Source organism: Pedobacter gandavensis (genome assembly GCF_014172405.1).
Lineage (GTDB): Bacteria > Bacteroidota > Bacteroidia > Sphingobacteriales > Sphingobacteriaceae > Pedobacter > Pedobacter gandavensis.
In genome coordinates, this window is the sequence record NZ_WNXC01000006.1 from 16,595 (window position 1) to 31,606 (window position 15,012).

Genomic DNA, 15,012 nt, shown 5'->3' on the forward strand with positions numbered 1-15,012 from the left:
CAAATTTATGGCGCTGGGCAATGCTGATCAAGCGATCCGTGTTGTACCCCCGATTACCATCGGTAAAAGGGGGAAAAACATCGGTAGATGGTAGGTTGTTTAAACCTTTATTCTTTCTACAACCGGTGTATTGGTTGCGGTATTGATTCCGGTAAGTTCCACATACTTCACGTTAGGCAACCAGAAAGAACCTCCTTCGATCCTTACAAAGATCTTAGAGAGTTCGATTCTCTTATTATTTACCGTTACATAGACATGAAACTTCTGGTCCTCTTTGGAAGGCATTAAATACATTGGGATCTTCTTATGAGATACAAAACGAATTTCATATTGGTCTTTTCCGATCTCCTTGGTTTGAATGCCATAGGCGAATTTCCTTTGGATATAGTTTAAATCTTTCTTCTCGCCATTGTCGTCATAACGCAACCAATATACCAGCATTGGCTCCGCTCTATTGACTTCACCATTGGCATTCACATTGAGTTCGTAAATGATCGTATTGGTATTCGGATCTCTTTGTAAATAGAACATCTGGTTCTTAATTCCTTTCGGAGTAGGGAACTTTAATGGAGAAGGATTACTCCGGTCTGCGGTCTGTGCATTTACTGTTAAAAATGTACAGAGAAAAATAAACACAGCTAAACAACTGCGGCTTATTTTAGTAAAAATCATAGAAGTCATTTTAATGGTTATTTTATTCCATTAAGCAGACCTGTTATTAAGTCTGGCGGGAATAAGGTATTGCAAAGCTAGAAATTTCCAAAAACAACTTATCCAGATGATTGTCAAAATAATGGATTGAATCGCATTTTTTTATAAAAAAACAAGGGCATCTTCCGGGTGATTTGCGGCTGAAACAAAATCAAGCATCTCCCATAACATATATAAACAATCACATAAATATACAATACATAACTAACTGAATTAAAATGTAATATATCATAGTTAATAATTTGTTTTAATCAAATGATTAACCCTATTTTCTATGCAGATAAGGTCTTTAGCATTGCTTCCATCCAAATTGGAATCCAATATTTACGTTCTTCCATCAGCTGGTTAAACTCCGCTTTATCAGCAGCCTCAGTGCCCGTTAAAACCGGACTTGCAACGAAAGGAAAAACAAGCACACCGAGCAGGTTCATCAGGAAATGCAGGGGTTCTACTTTCTTCTGAGTGGTTGCTTCGAGTTGTTTATAAAAGTTAGATTGGGTCAGCATTTCCCTTACGTTTGAGTTGGCTTCCAGCCAGGAAGGGTTGGCTTTGACTTCGCTGAGAATGAACAAAGGCAGGTCCGGATACTTTTTTAGCAGGTCCACATAATGGATTGCAATCCCTGCAATTTTATCTTTAAGCACGGTGTTTACATCATTCAGAATCTCTTCCAATCCGACTAAAAACAGCTGTAAGCTTTCTGTCATGACCACCTCAAACAACTTCTCTTTACTTCTGAAATAGTAGTTGAGTAAGGCCAGGTTAATTCCCGCTTCCATTGCAATATCTCTTGTCCTTGTTGCTGAAAAGCCTTTCTCTATAAATATCTTGGTTGCAGCCTCTTTTATCTTTTCTTCGGTAGTTAGTGCTGTTGTTTCTTGCTCTGCCATATGATTCCAGGCGTATGGTGATTTACGCCTCACAAAGATAAAGAATCATCCCTCAGGTTAATCAAATGATTAACTGAAATCTTCTGGCTGTTCAATCCAAAAAAAAACGCGATCTGGTTTTACACCAATCGCGTTTTTTAAATATCCTATCCGGAGATTAGAAGTCAAACTTCACTCTGGCACGGATGCCCCAGCTGGAAACGTCCGGATTATCCAGGTAATTGAACCTTTTAACTGCATCTACTCTGAGTACTTTAAATATATTCCCTACCCCTACACTTCCTTCCATATAAGGCTCTTTGTTCAGGGAATTGGTGATGGATTGACCATCGGCATTGCGCACAAACTGCATTGCTTCTGGGTTCTTATCCGGGTTATTTTCATCTCTTAAACCACCATATAAGACTTTAAAAGACATCACCTCTCTTAGTTTCAGCTTCTTCAGCAGAGGAATTTTATTAAAGAAGAAACCATTAAAGTTATGGTCCAGGTTAACGCTTGCATAGTGGTCACTTACAAACTCTAAGAAGTTCATCAGGTTATAAGAATTCAACTGATAAGCATAAGTCTGATTGGCCCTGTGAATCGCCAGCAATGGAAAAGGAACCTTACCAATGATGTAGGCACCTTCCAGCGTCACATCGGTATAACCCAGCTGGCTCAGGTAAACACGTTTATCAATACTTCCCATAAAATTATGGTAATTGTATTCGCCACCTAACACCCCTTTAAATCCTCCGGTATAACGGAAATTGAAAACAGGATTAGGCCCGACAAATGGGGTACGGTAGATTTTACTCTGGTAAAACTTCTCATTTGGCGCATACCTTAAGCCCACACTGATCTCCGTGGTATTGATTTGATCCGTACGGCTAATTAAACCATCGCTGTTGAGGTTATTGAAGTACAGTGACCCTGCAGGACTCTGCTTCCATTTGCGCAGCCCTAAGGTATAGGAAAAGTGATTTTCGAACTCATGTACATAATCTAACCGGTAGAAATCATTGTACAGCATCATATTGTTCTCTCCTCTTTTGAAAGAAAGCAAGAAATTATCTTCCTGTACAAATTGTAGCTCTTGTCCGGGGATCTTAGTATCTCTTTGAAAACTTGCCCTGATATAGTTCTGAGGGAAAGAATAGATAGATTTATTATTTAAAGAATAGGTTCCACTCAGGAAGTACTTCCATTTCTCATCTTTAAAGCCATAAGCGGCATAGGTTTCAAAATAATAGCGCTTACTTAAGGCAGGAGTTGTCCTACCTCCCAAGCGAAGACGGAAACCTTCTACCCCATTAAAGCTATAGAAAGTATTGACCGGCCCCATTTCAAATGGACCAAAATCTTTATAACCCGCAAAGAACAGGGTCACAATATCCATGGTCCGCTTAAAAGACGGGATGGTTTGCAGGCTATCAATATTGCCATACACCTTCACACCTGCTGTACTAAGCGGTTCCGGGCGGTTATTTGTCCAAAACTCCTCCGACTTCTTGCTGGCATCAGCCAGCACCACTGGTTGCCCTGCAGCCTTGTAAACCGTATCCGGGCGCGGCACATTGATTTTAAAATCCTTAAAAGCAACTGTTCTTTCTCCTGTGAAACCTCCCCCACTCTTTTTGCTCAGTCCAAAATCAACAATCAGGTTACTTTTACTCAAATGATAGCGTTGGTCTGGATTCTTTTCAAAATCAAGCTTCACTTCCAAGGCACGAACGAAATTCAGGTTAATATCCTTGTTTACAGTCAGGTATGCATTTTGAATGGCATAATTACCGTCCAAGGTGACGTATAGCTTTCCCTCGAACAGCAAATCGGCTTTGTTACGTGGCGTAAAAGCAAGTTCGATCAACTGAGGGTTGTGGTTTTTAATCGTATCTGTAATGAAAAACTTATAGAAAGTTGGCGCACTATCTGAGATGGGACTTAACAATTGATTACTCACTACGGAGATATTGTTATCATAGATATTGATATCCTGATACATGCGGTCAAAATAGGCCGTTAGACCCTTGTTGTCGACAAAGCTTTCATCGAAATTGACTCTTTTATCGGCAATGAGTACTGTTTTTGTCTTTTCAGGATTCTTTTTGAAATAGACATCGCTCAGCTTTTCCTCCTGAAACACCGGTAGGAAATTCTTTCCACCGATCTTTGTAGAATCTTGTTCCTGGAATAAAAACTGGTAATTGCGGAAAATCTTTTTGCTTTTGAACTTATCTGAAAGGTTACTTAAAGAGAACTTCATCAGTTCATATTTCTGGTATTCTACGAAGTTGTAGTTTTCCATTTTATTTTTAGCCTTGTTGGCGATCACTTTCCTGATCAACTCCACTGCCGGGTTCTCTTTATTTCTATATTTCGGCTTTTTACCTCCGGAGATCACCACTTCATTCATCAGCATCGCGTCTGGCATCAGCTGCACATTGATCACCTGATTCGTTCCTGGCTTGATGGTTTTTGTTTGCGCTTTATAGCCGACATAACTAAACTTCAAGACATTACCCTCCCCTTTTAAGCTGATGTTGAATTTACCGTCGGCATCTGTTTTTCCACCAAGGGTAGTCCCCACAATCACATAAGAAACATAAGGAAGGGTTTCTTTCGTTGTTCCATCGGTAACGGTACCAGTTAGTATCGTTTGCTGTGCATGTGCGGCGTTAGCAAAGAATAGGCTTAACAACAAAACCAAGAGACTGATTGGTTTCAAAAAAACCTCAATTATGCTCTTTTGAGCTAAAACCGGGGTTTTCAAGGTCAAGGCATAAGATTTAGAACCTGTTGAAAATGAGTATAGTATGTGCACGATGTCAGTTAACTTATTTGAAAGGGCACAAATATATAGCTAACATCTGACTATCTATACTGTTTTGGTCAGCATGAAGGTCAAAGGTAAATGTTATGACATCTAAATGAAAATTCCGAAAAAGTTAAGGCTTTATTTAGCGATCCAGGCCTCTGGGTTAAGTTTATTCTGGCCTCTCATAATTTCAAAATGGAGCACTGGTCCGTCTTCTTTTGAAGCCACTATACCAAGGGTTTGTTTCGTTTCCACTTTATCGCCTTTGGCTACACTTACAGTTTTCAGGTTTTGATAAATGGTGAAATAATCTCCGTGAATTAAAGCGACGATATAAGTTCCATACAACTCTCTAACGAAGAGCACTTTGCCTTCAAAAACTGCTTTTACAGCGGCACCGTTCTCGGTCAGGATATTGATCCCATCGTTATTATAGCTGGCCTGACCTTCGGTGTGGGCACCAAAGCGCTCTACAATAGAATATTGAGCTACTGGCCAGGGTAAACGACCTCTATTATTTTCAAAGCCCGCAGAAAGCTTTGCCGCTTCCGGAGAAGCAGTAAGGTAGCTGGAATTGGTTTTTTCTTTAACTGCAGCCACAGGGCGGCCTTCGGCAATGGCTTTTTGATTGGCCAAACGTTCTTCTTCTTCCGCTTTTCTTCTGGCAAGTTCTATTTCTTTCTGAATGGCATTTCTGATGGCCCGGTCAATGTCCGCTTGTTTTCTTTTTCTAGCTGCCAGGTCTTGTTTGAATTGCTTTTCTTGTCGGCTGATCTGGTTTAACATTACTGATTGCTCGGATTTGTTCTTGCTCAGCTTCACCTTTTCGTGTTCCTGTTCTGTCAACAATGTGCTTTTCTCTCTCAAATTCTTATCCAGCACACCGATTTTGTATTCTATATTCTTCTGGGTTCCCTGTAGGTAATCCGCTTGTTTCTTGCGGTACTGACCAAATTGCTGCAGGTATTTAATTCTTTTATAAGCCTGGTTAAAATTATCAGCAGCAAAGACGAACATCATCTTTTCATAAGCATTCTGATTCCTTTGTGCAAAGCGAATCATGCTCGCATATTCCTTCTTTAACTGTCCCAATTGCCCTTTTAGCGTACGAACTTCATTGCTATTCTCATGAATCTGATTGTCCAGGTTCTTCACTTCTGAATTGATGACTGCAATTTTGTTCTGCATCAGGCGAATCTTTGCGTTCACGGCCCTGATCTGGCCTAAAGTCAATCGCTTATTGCTGGAAGTTTCATTTAGGTTCCTTTGCAGCAATTCAATTTCCCTTTGGATGGCTTCTTTATTCCTTTTCAATTCTGCGCTGGTTTGCGCAAAAACAAGGGAAGTAATCGCCGTAAATATGATGGTTAAGAATAATTTCTGGAGCTTCATTGTGTGTAATAAATAGCTAAATATCGCAGCCCTGCCAGTGTGTTAAATTAGCAAAGCGATTCTAAAACTATTGAAATCGGGGCTTAAATGCAAATTGTAGGGCAAAACAAACGAAAATATTGTCGTATTCCCAATTTCAGCAAACAATATGACAACTAGTCGACTTGCTCCAACATGGATTTGATCGAATTGAACCACAGCGTGTTATTGGTAAAAGCCATCATATTGTAATCTATAAAAAGATAGAGGGCGCCAATACCGGCGCCAACCTGGAAACGCAAGGGCTGTGCGGTCATACCGAAGTTTTTAACCAGTGTTCTTGGAAAAACGTCATCAAAACCAATGTACAGTTGCTCTAAATCCCCGAGATCAAAAGAGAGGTCCACATCACCTGAAAGGTAAATGGCCTTTTCTGTTAAAGTGATTTGGCCGGAATGGCAATGAAAAGGGCCTACTCCAGAAAAATGAACACCAACCTGATCAATGGTATTTCTATGGAGCACTTCCGCTGCTGTGCTCCATTTTACATTTCCTGAAAGCAATATATTTTCCATAGTACTATTAATAAGATGATCAATTTGAGTTCAATAAACTATAAATTTCGCTGTCCAGGAACTCACCGTTATAGTAGAAATCTTCCTTAAAGTAAGCTTCTTTAACATAACCTTGTTTAAGTAACACTTTAGCTGAAGCTACATTATTGGGGTCAATCACTGCAAAAACAGAATGCAAACCCAGCTTTTCAAAACCAAAATTATGCATCAGGGCCAGAGCCTCTCCAGCGATTCCTTTTCCCCAGAATCCCGGGGCAATCATATAACCTACTTCCGCTCGGAAATTGTTAAAATCAAAATGAGGAAAACCGATAAATCCGATCAAAACATCTGGACCTTCCTTAATGGTGACGGCCCAGCCGAGGTTCTTCCCTTTCAAGAAACCATGATGAATCTCATTAATAAACGTATGTACCTCTTCTATGTTTGCTGGTTTTGGCCTGGGCACATACTTCATGACCTCCTCATTGCTTCTCAATTTAAATAAAGCCGGCGCATCTACCTGGGTTAGCTCTCGAAGTAACAATCGGTCAGACTCTAAAACCGGAGGTCTTTCAAAGTCAAAATTCTTAAATTCGTCCATTATTTGGTCTGTTTGATATCTGTTACCAATATAACAGTTTTCGTTGATTTCATAATCTTGAATTTAATTGTATACTAGTTTTATAGAATTAATCGCATTCTAATGCACTGAAACGTTATCTTTGTCAAAAAAACTTCCGGTTAATGATTGAATTAAGAAATATAACGAAGAAGTTTTTCCAGAAGACAAGAGCGATCACTGCCCTATCGGAGGTTTCCTTAACTGTGCCTGAAGGTAAAATTTTCGGGGTAATAGGGAGTTCAGGAGCCGGCAAAAGCACACTGATCCGCTGCGTAAATCTGCTTGAAAAACCAACTTCGGGAGAAGTGATTGTTGATGGCCAAAACCTGATGGATCTATCTCCAAAAGAACTGGCAAAAGCCAGAAGACATATAGGAATGATTTTCCAGCATTTCAACTTGTTATCTTCCAGAACAGTATTTGAAAATGTGGCCTTTTCTCTGGAGTTAGACTATACTCCGAAGGCTGAGATTGAGAAAAGAGTGACTGAATTACTTGCTTTAGTAGGCTTAGAAGGGAAACAGCATGACTATCCGGTGAGCTTATCCGGGGGGCAAAAACAAAGGGTAGCGATTGCAAGAACACTGGCTAGTAACCCCAAAGTATTGCTTTGTGATGAAGCAACTAGTGCTTTAGACCCTGCAACTACAAAATCTATTCTCGCTTTGTTGAAAGACATCAATAAGCGATTAAACATCACCATCCTACTCATTACCCATGAAATGGAAGTGGTAAAAGACATTTGTGATGAGGTTGCGGTGATTAGTGAAGGACAATTAATTGAACAAGGCGCGGTGAGTGAGATCTTTTCTCATCCAAAAACTGCCTTAGCAAAAGCATTTATTGCCTCTGCTTTGAGCCTTGACATCCCATCGGACTATCAAGAGCGACTGGTTGCTGAGCCTATGGCAGGCAAACGTCCCTTGTTAAAGCTTGAATTTACCGGTCAATCGGTGGATGACCCGGTATTGTCGGAAGTTGCCCGTCATTTCCAGATTGACAGCAATGTGATCAGTGCAAGAATGGATTACGCAGGTGGTGTTAAATTTGGCGTCATGCTGATTGAAGTGTTCGGGACACAAGAAAACAGCCTTCAGGCGATAGAATTTTATAAAAGTAAGAACATTAAAGTAGAAGTAATAGGTTATGTCTGATTCAATGATTTTGCTCCTTGCTAAAGGAGCCTGGGAAACCATCGTCATGACTTTTGTTTCCGGCTTTTTCGGTTTCTTAATCGGCTTACCTACTGGTGTGCTTTTATTTATGACTAGAAAAGGGCAGGTTTTAGAACATAAAACCTTCAACCATACCATTTCCATTATCGTAAACATCTTCCGGTCCATTCCTTTCATCATTTTGATCGTTTGGATGATCCCTTTCACCAGAGCGCTCGTGGGTACTTCTATTGGCGTTGAAGCGGCAATTGTTCCTTTGAGTATTGGTGCTGCTCCTTTTATCGCAAGATTGATCGAGAACAGCTTGATTGAGGTTCCTGGTGGATTAATCGAAGCCGCAAGAGCAATGGGGGCCACTCCTTTCCAGATTGTTTACAAAGTATTGTTGCCAGAAGCCTTACCTTCCATCATCAACAGCGCTTCTGTTACGCTGATCACCTTGGTTGGTTATTCGGCCATGGGTGGTGCCGTTGGCGCTGGAGGATTGGGCCAGATAGGCTATCAGTATGGTTATGTAGGTTACGACGTATTTGTGATGAATACGGTACTAATTTTGTTAATTGCATTGGTATTTATCATCCAGTTTTTGGGTGATTTTATCGCTAAAAGAGTAGACCACAGGTAATTTTAATATGAAAAACTAATGAATACAAAAATCAAATTTATCGCGGCAATAGCCATTTTAACAAGTTCAGTAGCCTTATTTAGCTGTAGTCGATCTACAAAAAACACCGATCCAAACTACATTCAGGTAGGTGTAGAATCCGGTCCGGAGTATAGCTTAGCAGAAGCAGCGAAGAAAGTTGCCAAAGAAAAATATGGCCTACAAGTAGACCTGGTACAATTTAACGATTATGTGATGCCGAATGAGGCTTTGCAACAAGGAGATATCGATGTCAATGTTTTTCAAAACAAACCATATCTGGATGTACAGACTAAGCAACGTGGTTATAAGTTTGCCATCGTAGGCAATACTTTTGTATTCCCACTTGCTGGTTACTCAAAAAAGATCAAATCTTTATCAGAACTTAAAGACGGAAGTACCGTTATTATTCCTAATGACGCCACTAATGGTGGAAGAGCTTTGTTGCTCATGGAAAAATTTGACCTGATTAAACTAAAAGATGGTGTTGGCTTGTTGCCGACGGTAAATGACATCGTAGGGAACCCTAAAAAGCTCAAAATTCTGGAACTGGAGGCTCCACAACTACCAAGAGCACTGGATGACCAAAATGTAACGATTGCAATCATCAACAATACCTTCGCTGCTCCGATCGGCTTAAGTCCTGAGAAAGACGGCTTATTTGTGGAATCAAAAGATTCTCCATACGTGAATTCTATCGTAGCCAGAGAAGACAACAAGAATGAAGAAAAAGTATTAAAATTTGTCAAAGCTTACCAAAGTGCCGAAGTAGAAAAAGCAGCACAAGAGGCCTTTAAAGGAGGCGCCATTAAAGGCTGGTAATCCTAAACTGTTTTGCAATGCCCCCAAAATTTGTCTGAATTTTGGGGGCTTTTTTATGGCCAAAAAACCGGGTATCCTTTAGCTGTTCTGCTGGGTCGCTAACAAAAAATCACATTTGTTTAATGAAACTAAACAGACTAACACATATATTTAACTTTTCAATACGATTAACCAACAATAAACCACACAAATGAAAAAATCAATTATTGCATTTTGCCTGCTATGCGCAGGTTTAGGGGTAAATGCACAAGTGAAAAATGTAAAACACGTAGTCCTTATTGGCTGCGACGGACTTGGCGCCTATGCGATTCCAGATGCACAAATGCCTAACCTTAAAAAATTAATGGAAACAGGTGCTTCTAGTCTGGAAGCCCGATCGGTACTTCCTTCTTCCAGTGCAGTAAACTGGGCATCCATGTTAATGGGTGCTGGCCCAACGGAACATGGGTATACAGAATGGGGAAGTAAAACACCTGAAATCCCTTCTGTTACGAAAACAAAGTACGGCACCTTCCCTTCTATTTTTAGTGTGATCAGGGAGCAAAAACCAAATGCGAAAACTGCGGTTATTTACAGCTGGCCGGGAATTGGACCATTGGTAGAAAAAGATGCAATTAGCATTGTGGTTCCAGGAAATGACAAAGATGATTTCTGTGCAGATACCACTGCAACGATTATCAAAAAACAGAAACCATATTTCACTTTCGTCCATTTTGATGAACCAGACCATACTGGTCATGAGATTGGTCACCGTACCCCTGCTTATTATGAGCAATTGAAAAAGGTCGACGAAAGAATCGGAAAAGTTGTACAAGCAGTTAAAGATGCGGGAATTGAAAAAGAAACCATCATTATTGTTTCTGCAGACCATGGTGGAACGGGTAAAGGACATGGTGGAAAAAGCCTGGACGAGGTACAGATTCCATGGGTGATCAATGGCCCTGGTGTTAAGAAAAACCACAAGATTCAGGATGTGATCATTACTTACGACACCGCAGCAACGCTGGCCTGGATTATGGGCTTGAAAACCCCACAAAGCTGGAGAGGTAAAGCGGTTAGCGATAGTTTCAGTAAATAAACCACCCATTAGAAAGAGCAGGATTGCAATTCCCCCAAAAAGTTAGACACTTTTTGGGGGAATTTTTATGAGTAGAGAAATTAAGTATAGCTGCCGCACTATTGCCTTAATTTTCAGCCGATTTGGTACGTTGGCTCTCCTCTTCGGCAGCATTCTTCGTGGCCCTGCTTTTTATTGCGCCTCCAAAATTGTAGCTAAATGACAGTCTTCCAATTCTGGTTTCCAGCTTATTCTCCCATACTTGATTTATGGCACCTGAATTTTGCGTGTATCGGGATTTATAAGTCTCAAAGATATCTGTCACATTGAGTGCCAGTGTCCCTTTGTTTTTAAACAGCTTCTGACTTACCCCTGCAGTGAAAGTAAAAGAAGGATCATAGATCAGATTGCGTTCTTGGAATTTCCCGGTATAGCGCAGTAAAACTAAGAATGAAAACTTCTTGGTCACCGAAAAAGCATCGTATGAGGAAGCTCCAAACCCTGGAATCCCAGAACTCTGCAGTTCATATCCATCAAAAACGCTTTTGTAAGTCCGCTGGTTATAATTGATACCGGTTGAAGTGTACCACCAAGAGTTGACTTGTTTATTATAGGCCACATGTGAAGAAAAATATTGTGTGTACTTATTGTTCTCTGGTTTGGTGCTGGTGATCTCCGTATTTTCAAATTTCCTGGAGAATGACGTGAAATCATTTTTAGTATAGCCATAAGCAACCGTGGCAAAAAAAGCATTTTTAAGATTGTAGGTCAATGCGGCATTATAAACGATCCCTGGTTTCAGCTCGGGATTTCCCTGTAAGAAGTTGTTCGCATCTAAAATTCTGATTAAGGGGTTCAGGTTTTCATAGGTAGGCCTGTTGATGTTCTTATTTAAATTTAGGTTCAGGCTATGCTTTTCATTGAATTTATAATCAAAATATAAGGATGGGAACAACTGGAAATACCGGCGGTTGTTATGCTCGCTGGTTTCAAAGAGGAGTCCTTTTCCTAGGGTATGCTCCCCACGAAGTCCAATCTGATAAGAAAAATGCGTTCCATCTTTACTAAAAGTAGTGTAGATGGCATTGATCATTTCCGTATACTTAAAACGATCACTTTGACTAGGATCTAGTATTTGCAACCCAGTTTGAGTTATAAAAAATCTGTTCTCATTATCAGACCTGACGAAGCTGGTTTTCAATCCTAGTTCTATCCTGCGTTTTGATCCTAATGGCTGCGTATAATCTATTTTAGCGGCATAAACTTTGTATTTACGTCCTTGATCCAGGAAACTCTTTAAAGCACTCACTTCTTCTTGGGCGCTCAGGCTGGTATTGTCATTGCCCGTCTGGTTGTCATAATTATAGAAGTCCAGATCTGCGGTCAGCTCTTTTCCTAAAGTATCAATTTGTCGTAGAAAATGCATGCTATAGGACGAATTCAAGGTTTTTGCTTTCACCAGATTCAAAAATAAGTCTTTCTCTTCAGTTTGATCCGCTATTAAGGGAGAAGATCTGGCATCTTTATGAAAGCGTTGAATGTTTTGAACGGTCGTAAAAGAGAGTGTTGTTTTCTTGGAAAGGTAGAAATCCAATCCAAGTGTAGGGGTATAAATCCGTGTACTTCTGACACTTTTAATATCCGAGCCAGTTTGCGCGGTCAAGAAGCCATTTTGGTCGAAGAAGTCAGTCATCACCTTCGTATCAAAGTTGTATTTATTGTAATTGTAATTGGTGTTCAACAATACATTGAAGCCATCACCTTTGTAATTCAGGTTCAATCCTCCAACTTGCTTGCCATAGGTTCCTTGTCCGATGTTGGCAAAAACATTCCCATTTAAACCTCCTTTATAATTTCTCTTTCTAATGATATTGATGATCCCAGCTCCGCCTGCTGCATCGTATTTAGCAGAGGGATTGGCGATCAGTTCTATCTTTTGAATACCAGAGGGTGACATACCCTTGAGTAGGCCTGCAAGTGCATCTGAGGACAAAGGGGTTGCCTTGCCGTCGATATAAATTTGAACACCTCTGCCATTCAGACTGATTTGATCATCCACAGGATTCACCTGTACACCGGGAAGTTTATTCATGACCTCCATCATGGAGGGGCTGGATTGGAGGTTTTGATCCAGGTTAATGATCATCTTATCCGCTCTCCTTTCGAACAGGGGAATCCGACCTGTAATGGTGACGCCTGTGAGTACTTTTGAGTTTGGAAAGAGCTGAATCATCCCCAGATCAGTCAAAGGCGAGTTTTGACTCATCATCAGGCCGCTTTTTTTAAAGTCGCCATATCCCATGACTTTAATTTCCAGGAGATATTTTCCTGCTTTTACTTGCGTAAAAGAGAAATCGCCATTCTCCGCTCCGATCTGGCTCTTATAGATGACTGAATCATTTTCAAGTTTAAGAAAAATTGAAGCAAAGGGCAAAGTGGCTTTATGCTCATCCAGCACCCTTCCTTTAATCGTACCTGAGAAGGTGTTCTGAGCGGATATTGAAAGGCTGATTGCCAAAAAAAGCAAGACAGCGACGCTGCTGATGGTGGTTCTTAATGAGTATTGCATAAGCATAAGTTTGTTCCATAAAGATTTATAAAACAAACTTAAGCCTAAGAAATTAGTTATACAACTAATTTCTTAGTTTTATTACTTAAAAATTAGTTGTAGACCTAAAAACACAGTTAAAAGAGTCTTATACTAGTTTTTAAGTTTATTTCTTATGCTTAAAATCTACCCCGATATCATACCTGATTCTAACCGGAGCGCCGTTTCCCTTACCAGGAATCCATTTTGGCGAATTTCTGATGACCCGTAATGCTTCTTTATCTATATCCGGGCTTACGCTTTCTTTTACAGCGGCATCAGTCACCGAACCATCTTTATCGATGACAAAAGTGACAACTACCTTCCCTTCCAATCCTTTCTTCAAATCTTTTTCCGGGTATTTAGTTGCTTCTTTAAGATAGGTTATAAAATTATTGAGCCCACCTGGAAATGTTGCTCCATAGGTATCATTTACATTTCTATTAAGACCATTGGCCTGCGCAACCAACCCATGAGTAGCTCCAGTGTCCCCTATTGCCTTACTTCCGTTTACAGCGGAAGAAAGTAATAACAGCGTGGAAAGCAGTGGAATCAACCAGAGATATTTCCACAATGACCGTTGATCAGACCTTTCTTTTTGCAGCATAAGGATTCTCTTTTTAACTTCTGACTGGCGAACAAAGGAGTTGGTTAATTCCGGATTTACCCCCAAGGCTTTACTAAGCAGCAGCAAAGCATAATTTCTTTTACTCCCTTCAAATTCAGCCGCAGCCTCATCAGCCAGGTATTCATGAATACTTTTGATACTTGATTTATATAGATAAATTACTGGATTGAACCAGACAATCAGTCCGGCAAGCTCCATCAACAATATATCTACGCTATGAAATTGCTGAATATGAACCTCTTCATGCCTGTTGATTGTTTCAAAATCAGAGAGGTTTGGATCTACCCTTTTGAACCTGAAAAAAGAAAAAGCAGTTCCTTTAAGCGGACTGCGCAGCTTAGCGCGCAGGGTCCACAACTTATAAGTCAATAGCAAGGTGGCCAAAGCCAGACCGACAAAATACAATGTGGTGGCCAACTGCATCCAGTCGACATTTGTATTTGGTGTCCCCGTCTCAGTGACTAATATATCCGCGATTTTCAATTCCATCTCCTGACTGACAGCGCTCCTATTCAACCATTCAAAACGCAAAATTGGAAGGGCAAAAGAAAAACACACTGCAGTCATCAGATAAACCCGATTCCACATAAAGAAAGTTTCCTTTTGAAGAAACAGTCTATAAAAAGAATAGAAAACAAGCAGTGCCACATTGACTTGAAGGAGGAAGCTAAATAAACCCATTGCGTTAATCTTTTATATTGTCTATGATTCTTAAAATTTCATCTGTTTCTTTTAGGTTCATATTCTTCTCTTTCATAAAGAAAGAGAAAAGGTCCTGGATAGAATTCTCAAAATAATCTGTCAGGAGTTTCTGAGCCTGATGGCGAGTATAGTCGACCTTACTAATCAATGGATAATACCGATGTGTTCTGCCGAATGCTTCATACCCAATAAAACCCTTCGTTTCCAGGATTCTAATGATGGTGGACGCCGTATTATAGGCCGGCTTAGGTTCTGGTAACTCCGCAATCAGTTCTTTTACAAATGCTTTTTCCAACTTCCACAGTAATTGCATGAGTTGTTCTTCTGCCTTTGTCAGGTCCTTAATTTCCATATTGATGAATTAATAAGCGTTAAACTCATGCTTAAAGTTATAACTAATTCTTTAGGGAATTAAATTACAGGGCTATAAATTTTATTTATTTTAAG

General features: G+C 40.1%; 13 protein-coding genes. 4 read left to right on the forward strand and 9 right to left on the reverse strand.

The features are described from left to right. Positions 1 to 99 precede the first annotated feature (99 nt). From GM920_RS15780 to GM920_RS15805, 6 genes are all read right to left on the reverse strand, one after another. Positions 100 to 672, reverse strand: a complete 573-nt coding sequence (locus GM920_RS15780; protein ID WP_182959269.1) for a DUF4833 domain-containing protein — start codon at positions 670 to 672, stop codon at positions 100 to 102. Positions 673 to 983: 311 nt separating this feature from the next. Further along, the gene (locus GM920_RS15785; protein ID WP_182959271.1) at positions 984 to 1,601 is read right to left on the reverse strand and encodes a TetR/AcrR family transcriptional regulator; all 618 of its coding nucleotides are present in this window, start codon (positions 1,599 to 1,601) and stop codon (positions 984 to 986) included. Positions 1,602 to 1,758: 157 nt separating this feature from the next. Then, positions 1,759 to 4,311 (reverse strand): DUF5686 and carboxypeptidase-like regulatory domain-containing protein, encoded by a 2,553-nt coding sequence (locus GM920_RS15790; RefSeq protein WP_235964550.1) that lies wholly within the window; start codon positions 4,309 to 4,311, stop codon positions 1,759 to 1,761. 228 nt (positions 4,312 to 4,539) lie between these two features. Beyond that, positions 4,540 to 5,793, reverse strand: coding sequence for a murein hydrolase activator EnvC family protein (locus GM920_RS15795; protein ID WP_182959273.1), 1,254 nt, complete (start codon positions 5,791 to 5,793; stop codon positions 4,540 to 4,542). Positions 5,794 to 5,948: 155 nt separating this feature from the next. Further along, positions 5,949 to 6,347: a hypothetical protein gene (locus GM920_RS15800; RefSeq protein WP_182959275.1), complete on the reverse strand. Its 399-nt coding sequence runs from the start codon at positions 6,345 to 6,347 to the stop codon at positions 5,949 to 5,951. A 19-nt stretch (positions 6,348 to 6,366) separates the two neighbouring features. Then, positions 6,367 to 6,930: a GNAT family N-acetyltransferase gene (locus GM920_RS15805; RefSeq protein WP_182959277.1), complete on the reverse strand. Its 564-nt coding sequence runs from the start codon at positions 6,928 to 6,930 to the stop codon at positions 6,367 to 6,369. A gap of 143 nt (positions 6,931 to 7,073) precedes the next feature. Between GM920_RS15805 and metN the strand changes: the two genes are divergently transcribed. The 4 genes from metN to GM920_RS15825 all read left to right on the forward strand — a co-directional run bounded on the left by metN (position 7,074) and on the right by GM920_RS15825 (position 10,669). Beyond that, positions 7,074 to 8,105: a methionine ABC transporter ATP-binding protein MetN gene (metN, locus tag GM920_RS15810; RefSeq protein WP_182959279.1), complete on the forward strand. Its 1,032-nt coding sequence runs from the start codon at positions 7,074 to 7,076 to the stop codon at positions 8,103 to 8,105. Continuing rightward, the gene (locus GM920_RS15815; RefSeq protein ID WP_182959281.1) at positions 8,098 to 8,751 is read left to right on the forward strand and encodes a methionine ABC transporter permease MetI; all 654 of its coding nucleotides are present in this window, start codon (positions 8,098 to 8,100) and stop codon (positions 8,749 to 8,751) included. The genes metN and GM920_RS15815 overlap by 8 nt, the downstream gene beginning before the upstream one ends. Before the next feature lie 18 nt (positions 8,752 to 8,769). Further along, positions 8,770 to 9,591 carry a methionine ABC transporter substrate-binding lipoprotein MetQ gene (gene metQ, locus GM920_RS15820; RefSeq protein ID WP_182959283.1) on the forward strand — a complete coding sequence of 274 codons (822 nt, stop codon included), beginning with the start codon at positions 8,770 to 8,772 and terminating at the stop codon, positions 9,589 to 9,591. A 190-nt stretch (positions 9,592 to 9,781) separates the two neighbouring features. Next, positions 9,782 to 10,669, forward strand: coding sequence for an alkaline phosphatase (locus tag GM920_RS15825; protein WP_182959285.1), 888 nt, complete (start codon positions 9,782 to 9,784; stop codon positions 10,667 to 10,669). A gap of 106 nt (positions 10,670 to 10,775) precedes the next feature. Here GM920_RS15825 and GM920_RS15830 read toward each other — a convergent pair whose 3' ends face one another. The 3 genes from GM920_RS15830 to GM920_RS15840 all read right to left on the reverse strand — a co-directional run bounded on the left by GM920_RS15830 (position 10,776) and on the right by GM920_RS15840 (position 14,917). Then, entirely contained in the window at positions 10,776 to 13,217 is a 2,442-nt protein-coding gene (locus tag GM920_RS15830) for an outer membrane beta-barrel family protein (protein ID WP_182959288.1), read from the reverse strand. A gap of 145 nt (positions 13,218 to 13,362) precedes the next feature. Continuing rightward, entirely contained in the window at positions 13,363 to 14,544 is a 1,182-nt protein-coding gene (locus tag GM920_RS15835) for a TonB family protein (protein WP_182959289.1), read from the reverse strand. A 4-nt stretch (positions 14,545 to 14,548) separates the two neighbouring features. Then, positions 14,549 to 14,917, reverse strand: coding sequence for a BlaI/MecI/CopY family transcriptional regulator (locus GM920_RS15840; RefSeq protein ID WP_182959291.1), 369 nt, complete (start codon positions 14,915 to 14,917; stop codon positions 14,549 to 14,551). Between the last annotated feature and the right edge of the window lie 95 nt (positions 14,918 to 15,012).